The organism is Lederbergia ruris (assembly GCF_018332955.1).
In the GTDB taxonomy this organism is placed as follows: Bacteria; Bacillota; Bacilli; order Bacillales; family Bacillaceae_C; genus Lederbergia; species Lederbergia ruris.
On record NZ_BORB01000020.1, the window covers coordinates 40,106 to 55,946 of the forward strand.

A 15,841-nucleotide genomic window follows, 5' to 3' on the forward strand; every position below is an offset into this window, starting at 1 on the left:
ACATCGGTTCGTCCTTCAATGTCTAGCTGCAGGCGGTAGGGGCTCGAGGTCAAATAACCTGGAATCCTGGAAGGGAAAGAACGCCCTTCCAGGATTCCAGAACATTTGCTTGTCGCCCCTGAACAACCGCCTTCCGCTTTTCGTGGCTCACCGTGTTTCCTTTATCTCAGGCCAACAGGATGTTGGTCAGAACGGCGTTGCGACGTACAAGGATGTACTAGTGCAGACGAAGCGACAGGACGTCGCGATTGAGTCTGCCGCCAGGACGGCGCGTCTTTAGCCGTTCATCCTTGGTATAAAAGTTTGTACGTCGCTGAACAGGCGCTTGCGCTTTTGTTCTGGTTAAGGAAATTATAAAATTTGTCGCTTGTGGATAACTGTTTACGTTGCGGTTTGACATCCAGCTCCAGCGCCCAGCGACTAGCAAACTTTCGGTGCCTTCCTACGATAAGTCAACATCGATTCACCCTTCGGGCTCATCGTGTTTCCTTTATCTCGTCAGGCCCCTAAAAAGTTTGTACGTCGCTAAACGGGTGCTTGCGCTTTTGTTCTCTCTATGGAATTTTTCCTTCAAATATCGCCTCTATATAAATATGTGGATTCATTAATGTGTGAGCTGCATCACGTACATATGGAGAAAGGTATTCTGTTCCGAATCCTAGTCCGATTGTACCGATTGTTAGAAGAACGCAAGGAATGATCCACCCTTTTCTTAACGGCATTTCATCTTCAATCTGAATAATGGTTTCCCCCCAAAAGCTATTAAGAAAAACACGCAGTAGGGAATATAGAACAAAGATACTAGAAATAATCGTGAGAGCTGTAAGGATATAATGGCCAGTATCAATGGCACCTTTTCCGACCAATATTTTTCCAATGAATCCACTTAGTGGCGGAACACCTGCTAATGATAGTGTGACAATGAAAAATAGCCAGCCTAGTAAAGGGTAATTCCCTATAAGCCCACTCATTCTATCCATTCTAGCCGTTCCCGTTAAAGCAATGATGGTTCCCCCTAACAAGAACAATAATCCTTTCACAATCATATCGTGAATGAGGTAATAGATGGACCCTTCCACCGCCTCTGGTGTCGACACAGCTAGTCCTACTAGTATAAATCCAACAGCAATGACGACGTTAAAAGAAATAATTTGGCGAAGATCTTTAAAAGCGATCGCGCCAATACTACCAGCTATTAACGTGAGACCTGCCATCACACCGATGATTGTGTGGGTAATCATCGGCTCATGGTAAAATAGTAAGGTAAAGATTCGAAATAGAGAATAGATACCCACCTTCGTAAGTAAGGCTCCAAATAACGCAGCAATCGCTGTAGGAGGAGCACTATAGGATCCTGGAAGCCAAAAGTAAAGCAATAATCCCGCTTTTAAGCTAAAGACAACGAGAAATAAAATGCTAATGACAGTTAAAATCGGCGTTTGGCCAACTTCTGCAATTCTGTATGATAAATGGGCCATATTCAGTGTACCCAATGTTCCATATAGATAGGCGATCGCCACCAAAAACAGCCAAGAGGATAAGACATTGATCGCAATATATTTAATCGATTCTCTTAGTTGCTTTTTTGTTCCTCCAATGGCAGCAAGTATGTAGGAGGCCAACAACATGACTTCAAAACATACATAAAGGTTAAAAAGGTCCCCTGTTAAAAAAGAGCCGTGCACGCCTGCAATCATAAAAAAGATAAAAGGATAAATAAATAACTTTTCCAATTTTTCTCCAACTGAGTAAAAAGCATATAATAAGCAGACAGCTGAAACGATGGAAGACGTCAATACAAGCAGCATCGAGAAGGAATCTGCGACAAAAAGAATCCCGAAAGGCGGTTTCCAACCTCCAAAATCCAATCTGAGAATTCCCTCCGATTGAATTTGATTTAATAAATAGATACTTATCCCAATGGTCAAGATCATGGATCCCATACTAAGCCATTTTTGCATTCGAATATGTTGCCGCAAGAAAATTAATAGAATGCCTGTTAGAATCGGGATGACCATTGGTAAAACAACGATATTATTCATCACGAATCCCTCTTAATTGATCGAGATTATCAGTACCTAGCTTACGGTACGTCCGATAAGCTAAAACAAGGAACAAAGCTGTCACAGCAAATCCGATCACGATCGATGTTAAGATGAGGGCTTGGGGAAGAGCGTCTGTATAGGCGATAGGCTTTTCCCCAATAATGGGGACACTTCCCGTTTTGAGCCCTCCCATTGTCATAATAAGCAAATGAGCGGCATGGGATAGGATGGCGGATCCTAGGATCACACGAATTAAATTTTTGGAAAGGAATAAATAGGTGGCGATCATAACTAATACCCCTGCCAGAACGATCATTAACGTTTCCATTAACTACACATCCTTACTAATACTTGAAATAATGGTCACAACGACCCCAACAACGACTAAGGCAACCCCGGCCTCAAATATCGTCACGGTTGTAAGCTCTGTCTCTCCAAGAAGAGGGAGGTGAAAGGAATGAAAGACCTGTTTTAAAAAAGGGGCACCAAATAGTAAGGCTCCTACACCAGTTGTGACAGCGATGAAGGCGCCTAACGCTGCTATTAATTTAAAATCAAATGGAATCCCTTTTTGAATTGTTTCAATATCAAAGGCAAGACAAAGTAAGACAACGGCAGCCGCCAGAACGAGTCCACCGATAAAGCCGCCTCCCGGACTATTATGGCCTGATAGAAAAAGGTAAACGGCAAGTGTCAATATTATAAACACAACAACTTTCGCGACCGTTTGTAAAATGACATCATTGATCTTCAAGCTTTTCCTCCCCCTTAACAGCACTTCGTTTAATTAGGCTATAGACACCAATTCCAGCAATGAAGAGGACGACAACTTCAAGCATTGTATCGAAGGCCCTAAAATCCCCTAAAATCACGTTCACAATATTTTTCCCACCCGTAAGCTCATAAGCTCCCTCAAAATAACGGGAGATGGTTGCAAATAAATTTTCACTATTCACGGCTAAAGCGACAAGGATGAATAGGCTCCCTACCGAAAATGAGATGAGCATGTTTGTGATTTTCGTTTTTCGTTCGGTCTTTTCTTTTTTCCATTCTGGTAGGAAATAATAGCAGAGTAAGAATAAGACCGTTGAGATTGTTTCGACAACAAGCTGAGTTAGAGCCAGATCAGGTGCACGAAATACAACAAATAGAATAGCGACCATATAACCAAGTACACTATTCAATAGAATCGCTGTAACGCGAGATTTGGCAAATAAGATAGAAATCCCCGCAATCGTCATGACAAGTACAACGATCCATTCATAGACCTGAATGGGTGCATCTCCTGACATATCAAATGAAAAGGCGTCTGTGTAAAAGAAAATTCCACCTGTTACCACAACCAGAAAGAGAAGGATATAAACTAAATAATCCCGCAAATATCCTGTCATGTAAAACTTTGTTAATGTTTTGGAGAGAGCTTCTGAATTTTCCAATAGACTGTCATATAAAGTATTAAAACTCCACTTTTGTGAAAATAATGAATAAACTCCCTTCCATTTTTGGAAGAAGATATATAAGAGTGTGCCGAGGATCACAACACCGACCGTCATCCCAATTTCCATTGTCCATCCGTGCCAGGGAGAAATATCCTGACTTAAATCAAGTGTTGGCGTAAAGGTTGGAAACACACTATTCATAGCTGGAGTGATTAAATACTCTCCTATAATATTAGGGAAAAAGAAAATACCAATCACCAAAATAGCTAAAATCACAGGCGCAATTAACATTCCTATTGGGGCCTCATGGGCCTCATGTTCAAGCTTTTTTGCCTGATAGGTTCCTGTAAAAGTTTTAAAGACAAAGATCATACAATAGACAAAGGTCAAAATGCTGCCGATCCAGGCAATGATTGGAAAAAGAAAGCCCCATGTGTCCAAGGAATATAGATCAAGCTGATGAATATTAAGGACAGATGTGAAGAACATTTCTTTACTTAAAAAGCCATTAAAAGGCGGTAATCCAGCCATAGAGAAACTCCCAGCTAAAGCGACTGTAAAGGAAACCGGCATAAAGGACATTAACCCACCAAGTCGGCGGATATCCCGCGTTCCCAATTGATGGTCCACGATTCCAACAATCATGAAAAGCGCACCTTTGAAGGTAGAGTGATTCATTAGATGAAACAGGGCTGCGAAAGTAGCTAATGTAAAGAGCACGGATTCCTCTTGCACACCTAAATGATAGGCGATAGATCCTAAACCAAGGAGGCTCATAATTAAACCGAGCTGACTAACAGTGGAAAAAGCAAGCAATGCTTTTAAATCTGTTTGCCTGATGGCTCGGAAAGATCCCCAGAACATCGTGATAAGTCCAACGCAACTGACCAACCAGAACCACAATGCTTCTCCGCCAAATATAGGAGTAAAACGGGCCACTAAATAAATCCCTGCCTTGACCATTGTGGCTGAATGCAAATAAGCACTAACCGGAGTTGGAGCTTCCATCGCATCAGGCAGCCAGATGTGGAATGGAAATTGAGCAGATTTAGTAAAAGCACCAATTAAAATCAATACTAAAGCCGGTACAAATAAAGGATGCCCTGCATACTGATCAATAGATGTAATAATCTCACGAATGCTTGCTGAAGCAGTCATGGAATAGAGCATGATAAAACCAGTTAGCATAGAAAATCCGCCGCTAACGGTAATCAAGAACGCCTTCTGAGCCCCATTTCTAGAACCTTTTCGATGATACCAAAAGGCGATTAACAGGAAGGACGAAATACTTGTCAATTCCCAAAACACATATAAAACAAATAAATTTTCTGAAAACACTACTCCCAGCATGGCAGACATAAATAAAAGTAAATACACATAGAAAGTGTGAAGGGATTCCTTTGCTGATAAATAATAAATGGAATAGAGGATGACCAAGCTTCCAATCCCTGTAATTAATAGCCCCATAATCATGCTAAGGCCATCTAGATAAGTCGTAAAGTGAATGCCATAGGAAGGAATCCAATCTATTGTCTGTAGGTACGTTTCCCCTTTCGCAACAGAAGGAATATAACTAGCTATAATCATAAATAGAAAAATGGGAACAGCAAGGACGAGCCATCCAATGTGAAAAGGAAGCTTTTTTTTAGCAAGGAAAGGTAAGAATGCTGCAACTAAAAAGGGGATTATCAATGTTACGTTGATTGATAACAAAAATGTAACCTCCAATCTGTTTCGTCTCTATGTTGGATAAATGCAATCTTCTTTTAAAGATAGTAAACCGATGGAAATGATAGGGATTGACTGCGGTAATCTGAAGCAAGACTACAAACCGAATGAATGAGATAACCTAAAGGGGACATCGAGAGCCGTTTCTTTTAAATATTTTCAATGGACGATTCGCCCCATATACATTTCATTCTTAATGTGTATACTATATACAATAGTATACACGAAACAAATTTCGAACGCACTTCAGATGATTTTAAAATAAGTAAAGTTTTTTTACTTGGACCTCGTTTTCTTCTTGAAAAGGTGTTATATTGTATCAATACTAAAATTTGTTTTAGATTGTGAAAAGTATATGAAGAGGTGAAATAACTCATGAAAAGAGTAAAGGGTCGTATGGATGAGTGTATTCTTGTCTGTGTTTATTACGGTCCGAATGGGGAACGTCTTATTAGGCGCGGCTCCAAAATAGCGAATATGTTAAATTGTCCTTTCTATATATTGACGGTAGATCCCCGTCCATTTGATGAATTTGACGCGGAAAAGTCAGACTATGTGGAACGGTGGAAGGAATTAGCAGATGAATTAGGTGCCGAAGAATTTATTTTACGGGATAATGAAAAACGTCCATCAGCGAAGGTCATTGCAGATGTGGCTTATCATTATAATGTGACCCAAATTATCATTGGTGAGACAGCGCAAAATCGCTGGGAGGAAATTACCAAAGGATCTTTTGTGAATGTTTTACTAAGAGAGCTTAGTTTTGTTGACCTGCATATCGTTTCGGTTGACCGAACAATTAAAAGCGAAGAAGATGCGATTTATGAAAAAGGTGTTCGCTGTTTTCTAGTGAAGGATGAAAACGGCGGTTATCAATTAAGCTTCACCTTGTCTAAACGATCTTGTTTTGAAGGAATTTTCTATAAAGAAATTGGCACAGACTTTAATACAGGGGTTTTTAAAATTGTTGTGAGCGGAAAAACCTGTCAGATTCATGTAACTGATAATCAAATTATGGAACCAGAAAAGCTTCCGGCTTGTTCGAAATAAAGGGCTGTTTCAAAAGGGTATAAATCTTTTGAAATGGCCCTTTTCCTATAGGGCAAGATTGACTAAAAAGTATGGGGCTTATAGCCCTTGAAAATTTGAGCGACACAAATATGGTTTTAGTCAAAATGAATCTTTTTTAAAAGAACGTCCGTATACTTCGTTATAAGCAGTTCTAGTGCAAAAGCATGCTAATTAAAATTTTATAAAACATAAAGGGATGTGTTGTGCTTGGCAGAATATGAAGATAAAGTGAGAGATGAACTGATCCTGTGGCAGAGAAAAATATTAAGACGATCGAGCCTGTTAAATCGAATGTCGAAAACCACGCAAACAAAAGTGAACAGCTTGATTCCGGAAAAAGTCCATAACGTGATCACTGAAAGTATCAAAAATATGGTGAAAGCCACGCTTGCTGGCTCCAATGTGACAACAAAGAGAGGGGAGTCCATGGAGGTCAATCTTTATGAACAAGACAAAAAATTGAAGCAGAAGCTCTCTACCTATCGAAAAACAGCTGTGGTCGAGGGAGCGGGTACAGGTGCAGGCGGTATTTTGCTTGGATTAGCGGATTTTCCTCTTTTGTTGTCGATCAAAATGAAGTTTTTATTTGAAGTAGCTACCATTTATGGGTTTGACACAAATAAATATGAAGAACGGCTATTCATCCTCCATGTCTTCCAACTTGCATTTTCTAGTGATGAGAAACGAAAGGAAACTTTTGCGACGATTAAAAATTGGGAGTTGAAAAGACGAGAGCTCCTTGATATGGACTGGCGCGTTTTTCAACAGGAATATCGAGATCATATTGATTTGGTGAAAATGTTTCAATTAATTCCTGGAATTGGTGCTGTTGTAGGTGCCTATGCCAATTATAATCTCCTTGATCAGCTTGGAGAAACAGCGATGAACGCTTATCGTATGCGGTTATTAGATTATTGAAATCAAGAGAAAAGAAGGTAAGAATAATGAACAAACATCCTATATCGATCCGTCTATTGACTAAAGATGACTTTAAAATCATCGAAACGGCCTTTAAAGAGCAAGGATGGGATAAACCAGCCTCCCAATTTGAACAATATGCTCGAGAGCAAGACAAAGGTGAAAGAATCATTCTTGTGGCCGAATACCTCAACCAGTTTGCAGGTTACGTCACAATAAAATGGCAATCTACCTATCCGCCATTTTTAGAAATGGACATTCCGGAAATTGTTGATTTAAATGTATTGATCGATTATCAAAATAAGGGGATCGCGACAAAATTGCTGGATGAAGCGGAAAAAATGGTCGCAGATACACATTTTACTATTGGGATTGGCTTTGGGCTTATAGAAGATTATGGTGCTGCTCAACGCTTATATGTTAGAAGAGGTTATTTGCCAGACGGGCGTGGAATCTCCCAAAATGGAAAACAATTAAAACGTGGCGATCAAGTGCAAGTGGATGATGATCTAGCCTTGTATTTGACGAAAACTTTATAGGTGTCTGGCACGCAACAGATTTTGTCGAATATTAAAACATCGACCCACTGGATTTACAACATTCTACCTATGTTAAATTTTGATCTATTCGTGTAGCATGAAGCCAAAATAGTTGTTTCGTGATAAGGAGGCGGATACATGTTAAAGACGATGGGGAAGTTTCGTCATGGAATTAGAGCTGCTTTAGAAACAGTCCAAACCACTTGGCAAACTTTGGTTGGTAAGTATCCGATCATCACTTATTTATACATGATTGTATCGTGGATTCTTGTTCTCTCCTTCATTGTTAGTCTCTCCTTCTTAAAGGATTCGCGAACAATGACTGTCCAGTTCCTATGGTCCTTTTACGTGATCGTGCAATTCTGGCTTCTTTGTCGAAGTAAAACGCTAACCTGGAAGCAATACACTCATTTTTTCCTCGCGGGTGCCTGGTTTGTCGTCCCATTGACGGCGGTTGTTGTTTTACTTATTACAAAGTTATTTGGCGGCTCAGCATCTGACTTTTGGAGCATGTCCATCTTAACTCCTATTATGGAGGAACTTCTGAAGTTACTACCGCTTGCTGTTTATTTGTATTTGTCTCGACGAGCTACTTCTCTCAGTCTCACAGATTATGCTTTAATTGGGGCAGCAACAGGTGCAGGCTTTCAGCTCATAGAGGAGTTTGTGAGGAGAATTGCAGCCGGTAATATGTATGGGTTTACTTTATTAGGAGGGAATGTCCTTCACTGGGATTTCTTTACACTTTTTCCTGGCTATATGGAGGAAAGTTACTTCCCAACGCAAATGACAGCTAGCCATGCTCTGTTAACAGCGATGATTACGCTTGGAATTGGCTTTGCTATAAGATTTAGAAAAAAACTTAGGAATTATATATTTATTGTGCCGGGTTTCTGTCTATTTGTTGCCATATTGGACCATGCTTTGTGGAATGGTAGCTACCAGTTTCCGGATTGGATTAGAGCCTTTCATGGTTTACTAGGAAGTGGTTACCAAACGAAAACATGGTTTTTAATTATGTTAGCCATTGCTTTATTGATTGATTATGCGGATTTTAATCGGGTGCGAGATAAGCTTCCGACGTTACCACACGAGAAGATGATCAATCCCATTACAGAAATATGGAGTCTATTGATCTCTTTAGTTAAAAGCAGACAGCAATATGGTTATTATCTGCATTTTTATCGAGAAAGAAGAGAACTTGCTTTAACTTTACTGTATGGGAATAAGGAAGCTACGGAAGAGCGACTTCCCGTTTTAAAAGAGAATACGCTAAAATACTTTGAAGTACTACTTGTTCTCCTAGCTTCTATCATGATTGTTTTCTATTATTTTGCCTGGAATCAAGTGTCATTTGGATATGAGTCATGCTTTGCTTGTTTATTTGATAATTTGCAAAACTGGTGGGATCGCTTATCCGGATGGGAAAAAGGAGCGATTTTTGCTGGTGCCTTTACCTTAGTCGTTCCATTCCTTGGTGTCTGGCCTGCTTTGATCGCTGTTTCAACGGGAATCGGGCTTGCCTCAAGTGGTAAAGAGCTTGCAGATATCATTCGAAATCCTAAAAAGCTGATGACCCCTGAATATGCAGCAGCTTCTTTACTTACCATTGGGATGAGTCGACTACCATTTGGAAAGATTATTTCCAAAAAAATATTGAAAGCGCCTAAAGGGATCGAGAGGTTGGAATTAACCACAGCTGGAGGCTTAACTTATCGAACATCGATCGGGGCAAATGGTGAGCTCCGTTCTGTTTTTGCCAAGATTGAAAAACATCATTTAAATACTGGTACAGTAACAAATCAAGCAGCACGTGATTACGTAAGACAACTTGGTAAGATGACAGATGATGCGGGCCATGCCATTGGAAATAGACTTGGTGGACTTGGTAATATGAGCTCCGGAAATCTTTTCCCACAAAATAGCCGGGTAAACAGAGGGGCTTTTCGAGCCTTTGAAAAATTGGTTGCCGAAGAGGTAAAAGCAGGGAAGAATGTATTTGTTCGGATTGTTCCTAAGTATGCGGCTGGTTCTACAAGGCCTTATGAAATTTTGTATCAAGTAAGAGTAAATGGAGAAACGATTACGCGTGTTTTTCCGAATCCATAAGCGAAGGAGAGGATCAGATGTCAGGCTATGCATTGAAACTAGATGATTCAGAGCAAATACAAAAAGAAAATGATCTTTCTTTTATTGGCGGTCAGCCGAGAATTCCAGAAGACCTAGATATTCCCCATTGCCAATTATGCGGAGCTGAACAGACTTTCTTTTTTCAAATCGCCTTTCCAGAAGGGCATTCATGGCAAGGGTTCTCAATGGCTGTATTCCAATGTACAAGTTGTGCGGATGAAGAAGAACAGATTCCAGAAATGCTGCAAGTTCCTTTAAAAGGGGCAGATATTCCAAAGGACTTTTTAAAAAATTATCAACGCCATTTTAAATTAGAGGTATTCCGTACGAAAGATGCTATAAAGCCTCGAGAGGATTATGAAGAGAAAATTCTGTTTAGACGTTGGCTTCTTGAGCCAACCACGAAAAATGATGAAATGAATAAAGTTGGAGGGCAACCAACATGGCTTTTAGAGGATGAAGCGCCAGCGACTTATAACGGTGAGGCCCCCATGACTTTCCTGATGCAATTATCTGAAGGATTTCAGTTTGATCTAGTTAAAGACGCCCCTGCACAAATACGGATTGGATTAAGGGGGAACCCGGAGCCTTCACCTAACCGATATTATGAGCTTTTCTTGGCCAATCAGCTTTACTTTTTTGGGACAATGGAAATGACGGATCCGTTGGTATATGTGTTAACACAAATTTAATCCCACGGCGGTTTGCCGGTAACCAAATCACTCCATTTTAAATGAGAAATCAAAATGGAGTTTGTTCATTTATCCCGCCTTAACTTGCAGTAAAATCCCATTTCAAGAATTCAAGGTAAAAATAAGAATGGATATTTCTTGACACACTGGTAAATCTATCTTTATAAACTTTTATTTGGAGGTTTACCAGATGGGTCAAGTTGTTTCATGGATACTCCTTGTTGCTCCTTGGTTGTTATTTTGCCCTTAGATTCCAAGCGTGTCAAACAGTTTATGCCTGTGGCGTTATTTATGGTCGCTTTATATACGATTCTATTTCAGATGGCGGAAAGATGGAACTGGTGGAATCTCAATGCCAATGTGTTTTTCCTTACAAATATTTCTTCTTTTGTATACGGTTTTTTGATTGTCGCCATCATTTATGTTTTTTACTTTACATATCCAAATGTATGGTTATTCCTCATTGCAAATTGGATGATCGATGCGATTCAAGCTTTTGTGATCAGTCCTTACATTTTTCAAAAACTAGGACTGTATTCCATGAAAAACATGTCTAATTTTGGCTTGTTTGTGATGATTGCCGTTACTGTCCCAATTGTTTATGCCTACCAAAAATGGCAGGAAACCATATTTGCAGAAAGAAACGAAGGATTTTTATCGAAGCAATTTTCAGAAAAAGATGGAAACCATTAGGCAATCGCTTAATGGTTTTCTTCATTCATCTATCTAGAAAGGAATTTTAACTTTTTTCGAGAATATTTAAAAGTATATAATATTCTAATCCCAGGGAAAGTAGAGAACGCGTAGATGGTTGCAAAGAATGAAGGAATGCCGCGGAATTGGGAACATACAGCAAAAACGTAGATCCAAAGTGTGTTTGGATGTACGAAAACGCGAAGGAACAGCAAAAATGTAGATCCAAAGTGTGTTTGGATGTACAAAAACGCGAAGGAGCAGCAAAAACGTAGATCCAAAGTGTGTTTGGATGTACGAAAACGCGAAGGAACAGCAAAAACGTAGATCCAAAGTGAGTTTGGATGCACAAAAATGCGAAGGAACAGCAAAAACGTAGATCCAAAGTGTGTTTGGATGTACGAAAACGCGAAGGAACAGCAAAAACGTAGATCCAAAGTGAGTTTGGATGCACAAAAATGCGAAGGAACAGCAAAAATGTAGATCCAAAGTGAGTTTGGATGCACAAAAATGCGAAGGAACAGCAAAAATATAGATCCAAAGTGTGTTTGGATGTACGAAAACGCGAAGGAACAGCAAAAATGTAGATCCAAAGTGTGTTTGGATGTACAAAAACGCGAAGGAGCAGCAAAAACGTAGATCCAAAGTGAGTTTGGATGCACAAAAATGCGAAGGAACAGCAAAAATATAGATCCAGAAGGTGTTTGGATGCACGAAAATACGAAAGAACAGTGATGAAGATATAAAGCAATACGTCAATGAACTAAATGAGCTGTTTGTAAGGACTTTAGGGAACGTATATATGGAAGAAGGTAGATTAGATGTTTAGTCATTATGGAAAGCTTTGTGCAGAACTTTATGATCTTACAAAATGGATTGGACAGTCGATCAATGGCGATAGTGCTCCCGATGAAATCACGACATTTGAGGCGGAAGTTCGGTGATTATTTGGATTAACGGTACATTTGGTAGTGGGAAAACGACCGCAGCCTATGAACTGCAAAGAAGAATCAATAAGGCTTTTGTGTATGATCCGGAGAGATTCGGCTATGTGTTGATGGCCAATGTGCCAAAAGAGATTGCGAAGGATGATTTTCAAGATTATTCGTTATGGCGAGAGGCCAATTACCGTTTATTAAAACAGACCGCGGAGGATTATGACGGAATAATCATTGTTCCGATGACATTAACGAATGAAAAATATTTTGACGAGATCATTGGGAGATTAAGAGAAGATGGGATTAGGGTTGCCCATTTTACATTGGTAGCCTCTAAATCAACCATTCAAAAACGTCTATCAAAACGCTGGGAAGGGAAGAATTCATGGGCTTATCAACAAATGAAGGATAGACTTCAAAGCTTGGAAAATAGCTTGTTCAAGAAACATATCCAAACGGATAATTTGTCGATTGAGGAAGTAGTGGAAACAATTGCCGGACTATCAGGGATCGAGCTAAAGCCTGATCATCGAAGCAGATGGAGAAAAAAACTAGATCGCCTTGCTGTGACAGCAAAGGAAATAGGGATCGTCAAGCAAGTGAAAGGATGAGACAAAATTGAAAATGAGGACGGAAGAAGAAATGATGGATCTGATTATCGGTACCGCCCAAGCGGATGAGCGCATACGTGCTGTCATTATGAATGGATCACGGACCAATCCAAAGGCACCGAAAGATTGTTTTCAAGATTATGATATTGTGTATGTGGTGCGGGAACTGGCTTCTTTTACGAAAGATCATCGATGGGTCGATCGATTTGGTGAGATGATGATTATGCAAATGCCCGAGGACATGTCTCTAATTCCTCCTGATGATAATGGGGTGTTTGTTTATTTAATGCAATTTACGGACGGGAACAGGATTGATTTAACTCTCATTCCCGAAGAAAAGGTGGATGAACTCATAGGCAGTGATAGTTTAAGTATCATCTTACTGGATAAAGACGATTTGATTCAGCCTTTTCCCCCTGCAAACGATCGGGATTATTGGATTCAACCGCCCACAGCCAAGCAGTTTGCCGATTGTTGTAATGAATTTTGGTGGGTGAGCACTTATGTCGCTAAAGGACTCTGGCGTGAAGAACTTTCCTATGCAAAAGAAATGATGGATATCCCCGTCAGGAATATGCTTATGAAGATGCTGGAATGGAAAATTGGTGTAGCTACTGGATTTTCACTTAGTGCGGGAAAAAGCGGAAAGTATTTTAAAGATTATCTTGATGAGGAAACGTGGAATGAATTTATACGAACGTATCCAGATGGCAAGTATGAAAATATGTGGAAAGCTCTTTTTACAATGGGGAACTTATTCCGCAAATCTGCTAGACAGGTCGCCGATCATTTTAACTTTGTATATTCAGAAGTAGAGGATGCAAAGGTAACGGCTCATTTACACCATGTCCGGTCCTTGCCAAAGGATGCCAAAGCCATGTATTAGCTGGAAGGGAAGGTGAATGAATAAATGATTGAAAATTCAGTTCGAAACATTTGTTCCTTTGTCTATGATCTGCTATTCTATCATTAGACATTCACCTTGAAAAGTCCCCACAAAAATACAAAGGACGTGTTTATGTGGCTTTGGCTAAACCATTATGTGAAGGAACGACTGTATATACGACACTCATCCACGAAGATTCTACTAATTACAACAAGAGACAACCCAGCCCAAAACTACTCAAACGAATACCACTAGGGAAATTAATGGATTTGAAGATTGATTATGCATTTAAGCAACTTTTTGGAAGTGAAAAAAACAAACACTTGATGATTGTGTTTTTGAATGCATTTTTGCAGAAGGCGGGCAGAGGTCAAATCAAAGATATTGCTTTTTTGAATACTGAAATCGGTAGAGAGTATGTGGACGATAAATTATCAAGATTAGACATTCTGGTCGTGACCGAGCATGATGAACGTATTAATGTAGAAATTCAATTTTCAAACAAATACAATATGATTAATCGCTCACTATTTTACTGGTCAAGATTATATACAGAAACGCTAAAGAAGAATATGGATTATGACGAATTAAGACCGGTTATTTCGATTAACATTCTTAATTATACAATGTTGGATCAAACCGATCGTTATCACACGATGTATCACTTATATGAGGATCAAGAAATATTTAAGCTAACAAATACGATGGAATTTCATTATATTGAAATGCCAAAGCTATTAAGGGATTGGAAAGAAGATCAATTGGATCCGTGGAATGATCTATTGGTGAGATGGCTATTGTTGCTTGGTATTGTAGATCACCGCAATGGGAAAGTCTATGAAGATATTTATAAAGAGTTGGAGGTGATTGCGATGGATGATAAAATATTGTACTCCGCATTTGAAGGTTGGGAAGAGCTAAGCATGACGGAAGAAGAAGTACGTGCTTATGAAAGCAGACTAAAACATATTTTGGATGAGGAAGCTTACCGCACAAAAATGGATAAATGGGAACAAAAGAATCGAGAGGCGGAAGAACGAAACCGGAAAGTAGAAGAACGGAATCGAGTAGCAGAAGAACGGAATCGAGTAGCAGAAGAACGGAATCGAGTAGCAGAAGAGCGAAATCGAGAAGCGGAAGAGCGAAATCTTAAGAAAGCGAGAAACTTGGAACAAAGGGAAAACGCGATCACACAAAAAACAAAAGAAGTAGAGCGGAAGGCAAAAGAGGTGGAACAGAAGGAAAAAGAAGCAAAACAAAAAGAAATTCAAGCAAAAATGGAAATTGCCATCCGACTTCTAAAAGCAGGCGTGAAAGTTGATTTGATTGTTGAATCAACCGGTTTTCGAAAGGAAGAAATTATGGAGTTGCAGCGTGAAATGAATAATTCATAATGTGAAACTTTAATCAGTGGATTAGCAGTAGGAGCTAGAGCCATTAACTTTAACACACTATCTGCTATTTCATACTGTTTACCATCATTAAGCTGCATATCAAATATTGAATTCATAAATGATGGAAAGAGGAATTAATTGAATTGTAGCCTTAAATAAGCCAATAGGTTCAATCTTAATTTTTTAGCTCATTTCCAATTTTATTTAAGGTTTTTTTGACATGAAAGTGCTAAAGGGGTATTCTATCTTCACAAAGATAGGAGGAGGGTTTTCGTGAAGCAAATTGTACCCCATTTAAGGATTAAGAACTGTAAAGAAGCGATTGAATTTTATCAGCAAGTATTTGGCGGTGAAATCAAAAATACACAATTAGGTGACGGGATGGAAATGTTCAAAGGTCATGAAGGGAAATATATTCATGCAGAGCTCCATATCAATGAAGCATGTGTGCTATATTTTGCTGATGTCTTTGATGATAAAATAGTGAATGGGAATGCGATTTTGCTTGGGCCCGATCTAGATAGTGAAGAAGAAATCACAAGGATCTATCAAGAGTTGGCTAAAAAAGGACATGTCCAAATGGAGCTTCAAGATACTTTCTGGGGAGCAAAACACGCCATTGTGAAGGATCAATTTGGAATCAGTTGGGAACTAAATTATTCGAAGTAATAGTTAAGCGAAAGAAATGCGCGGTACAATTTAAAACGAGATCAAAGAATCATGGTGAGTAAATAAAATGATGCCTAGGGTGACTACC

The 15,841-nt window shown here is 39.4% G+C and carries 15 protein-coding genes; 11 read left to right on the forward strand and 4 right to left on the reverse strand.

Annotation, left to right across the window (positions count from 1 at the left end; genetic code table 11):
• Positions 1-554 precede the first annotated feature (554 nt).
• The 4 genes from KI363_RS12440 to KI363_RS12455 are packed head-to-tail and all read right to left on the reverse strand — an operon-like array spanning position 555 to position 5,197.
• Entirely contained in the window at positions 555-2,042 is a 1,488-nt protein-coding gene (locus KI363_RS12440; RefSeq protein WP_212966490.1) for a Na+/H+ antiporter subunit D, read from the reverse strand.
• A complete protein-coding gene (locus tag KI363_RS12445) occupies positions 2,035-2,373 on the reverse strand; it encodes a Na(+)/H(+) antiporter subunit C (RefSeq protein WP_158321316.1) in 339 nt (112 codons plus the stop codon). Before KI363_RS12445 ends, KI363_RS12440 begins: the two co-directional genes overlap by 8 nt.
• A 3-nt stretch (positions 2,374-2,376) precedes the next feature.
• Positions 2,377-2,799: a Na(+)/H(+) antiporter subunit B gene (locus KI363_RS12450; protein ID WP_158321315.1), complete on the reverse strand. Its 423-nt coding sequence runs from the start codon at positions 2,797-2,799 to the stop codon at positions 2,377-2,379.
• The gene (locus tag KI363_RS12455; RefSeq protein WP_212966491.1) at positions 2,786-5,197 is read right to left on the reverse strand and encodes a Na+/H+ antiporter subunit A; all 2,412 of its coding nucleotides are present in this window, start codon (positions 5,195-5,197) and stop codon (positions 2,786-2,788) included. The genes KI363_RS12450 and KI363_RS12455 overlap by 14 nt, the downstream gene beginning before the upstream one ends.
• Before the next feature lie 390 nt (positions 5,198-5,587).
• Here KI363_RS12455 and KI363_RS12460 point away from each other — a divergent pair, with 390 nt between their 5' ends.
• The 11 genes from KI363_RS12460 to KI363_RS12505 all read left to right on the forward strand — a co-directional run bounded on the left by KI363_RS12460 (position 5,588) and on the right by KI363_RS12505 (position 15,753).
• On the forward strand, positions 5,588-6,262 hold the full coding sequence (locus KI363_RS12460; RefSeq protein WP_158321313.1) for an adenine nucleotide alpha hydrolase family protein: 675 nt from the start codon (positions 5,588-5,590) through the stop codon (positions 6,260-6,262).
• A gap of 228 nt (positions 6,263-6,490) precedes the next feature.
• Complete coding sequence (locus tag KI363_RS12465) at positions 6,491-7,201, forward strand: EcsC family protein (RefSeq protein ID WP_158321312.1); 711 nt, start codon at positions 6,491-6,493, stop codon at positions 7,199-7,201.
• A gap of 26 nt (positions 7,202-7,227) precedes the next feature.
• Positions 7,228-7,740 carry a GNAT family N-acetyltransferase gene (locus KI363_RS12470; RefSeq protein WP_158321311.1) on the forward strand — a complete coding sequence of 171 codons (513 nt, stop codon included), beginning with the start codon at positions 7,228-7,230 and terminating at the stop codon, positions 7,738-7,740.
• 138 nt (positions 7,741-7,878) lie between these two features.
• Positions 7,879-9,849, forward strand: a complete 1,971-nt coding sequence (locus KI363_RS12475; protein WP_212966492.1) for a PrsW family glutamic-type intramembrane protease — start codon at positions 7,879-7,881, stop codon at positions 9,847-9,849.
• Between the two features lie 17 nt (positions 9,850-9,866).
• Positions 9,867-10,562, forward strand: coding sequence for a hypothetical protein (locus tag KI363_RS12480; protein WP_158321309.1), 696 nt, complete (start codon positions 9,867-9,869; stop codon positions 10,560-10,562).
• Positions 10,563-10,802: 240 nt separating this feature from the next.
• Positions 10,803-11,255, forward strand: a complete 453-nt coding sequence (locus KI363_RS12485; protein ID WP_212966493.1) for a hypothetical protein — start codon at positions 10,803-10,805, stop codon at positions 11,253-11,255.
• A gap of 821 nt (positions 11,256-12,076) precedes the next feature.
• A complete protein-coding gene (locus KI363_RS22245) occupies positions 12,077-12,199 on the forward strand; it encodes a hypothetical protein (protein WP_281414120.1) in 123 nt (40 codons plus the stop codon).
• On the forward strand, positions 12,196-12,804 hold the full coding sequence (locus KI363_RS12490) for a P-loop nucleotide/nucleoside kinase family protein (RefSeq protein ID WP_212966494.1): 609 nt from the start codon (positions 12,196-12,198) through the stop codon (positions 12,802-12,804). Before KI363_RS22245 ends, KI363_RS12490 begins: the two co-directional genes overlap by 4 nt.
• 13 nt (positions 12,805-12,817) lie before the next feature.
• Positions 12,818-13,690 carry an aminoglycoside 6-adenylyltransferase gene (locus tag KI363_RS12495; RefSeq protein ID WP_212966505.1) on the forward strand — a complete coding sequence of 291 codons (873 nt, stop codon included), beginning with the start codon at positions 12,818-12,820 and terminating at the stop codon, positions 13,688-13,690.
• 134 nt (positions 13,691-13,824) lie between these two features.
• On the forward strand, positions 13,825-15,084 hold the full coding sequence (locus tag KI363_RS12500; RefSeq protein WP_246516853.1) for an Rpn family recombination-promoting nuclease/putative transposase: 1,260 nt from the start codon (positions 13,825-13,827) through the stop codon (positions 15,082-15,084).
• A 273-nt stretch (positions 15,085-15,357) separates the two neighbouring features.
• Positions 15,358-15,753 (forward strand): VOC family protein, encoded by a 396-nt coding sequence (locus KI363_RS12505; RefSeq protein WP_158321307.1) that lies wholly within the window; start codon positions 15,358-15,360, stop codon positions 15,751-15,753.
• The last annotated feature ends 88 nt before the right edge of the window (positions 15,754-15,841 follow it).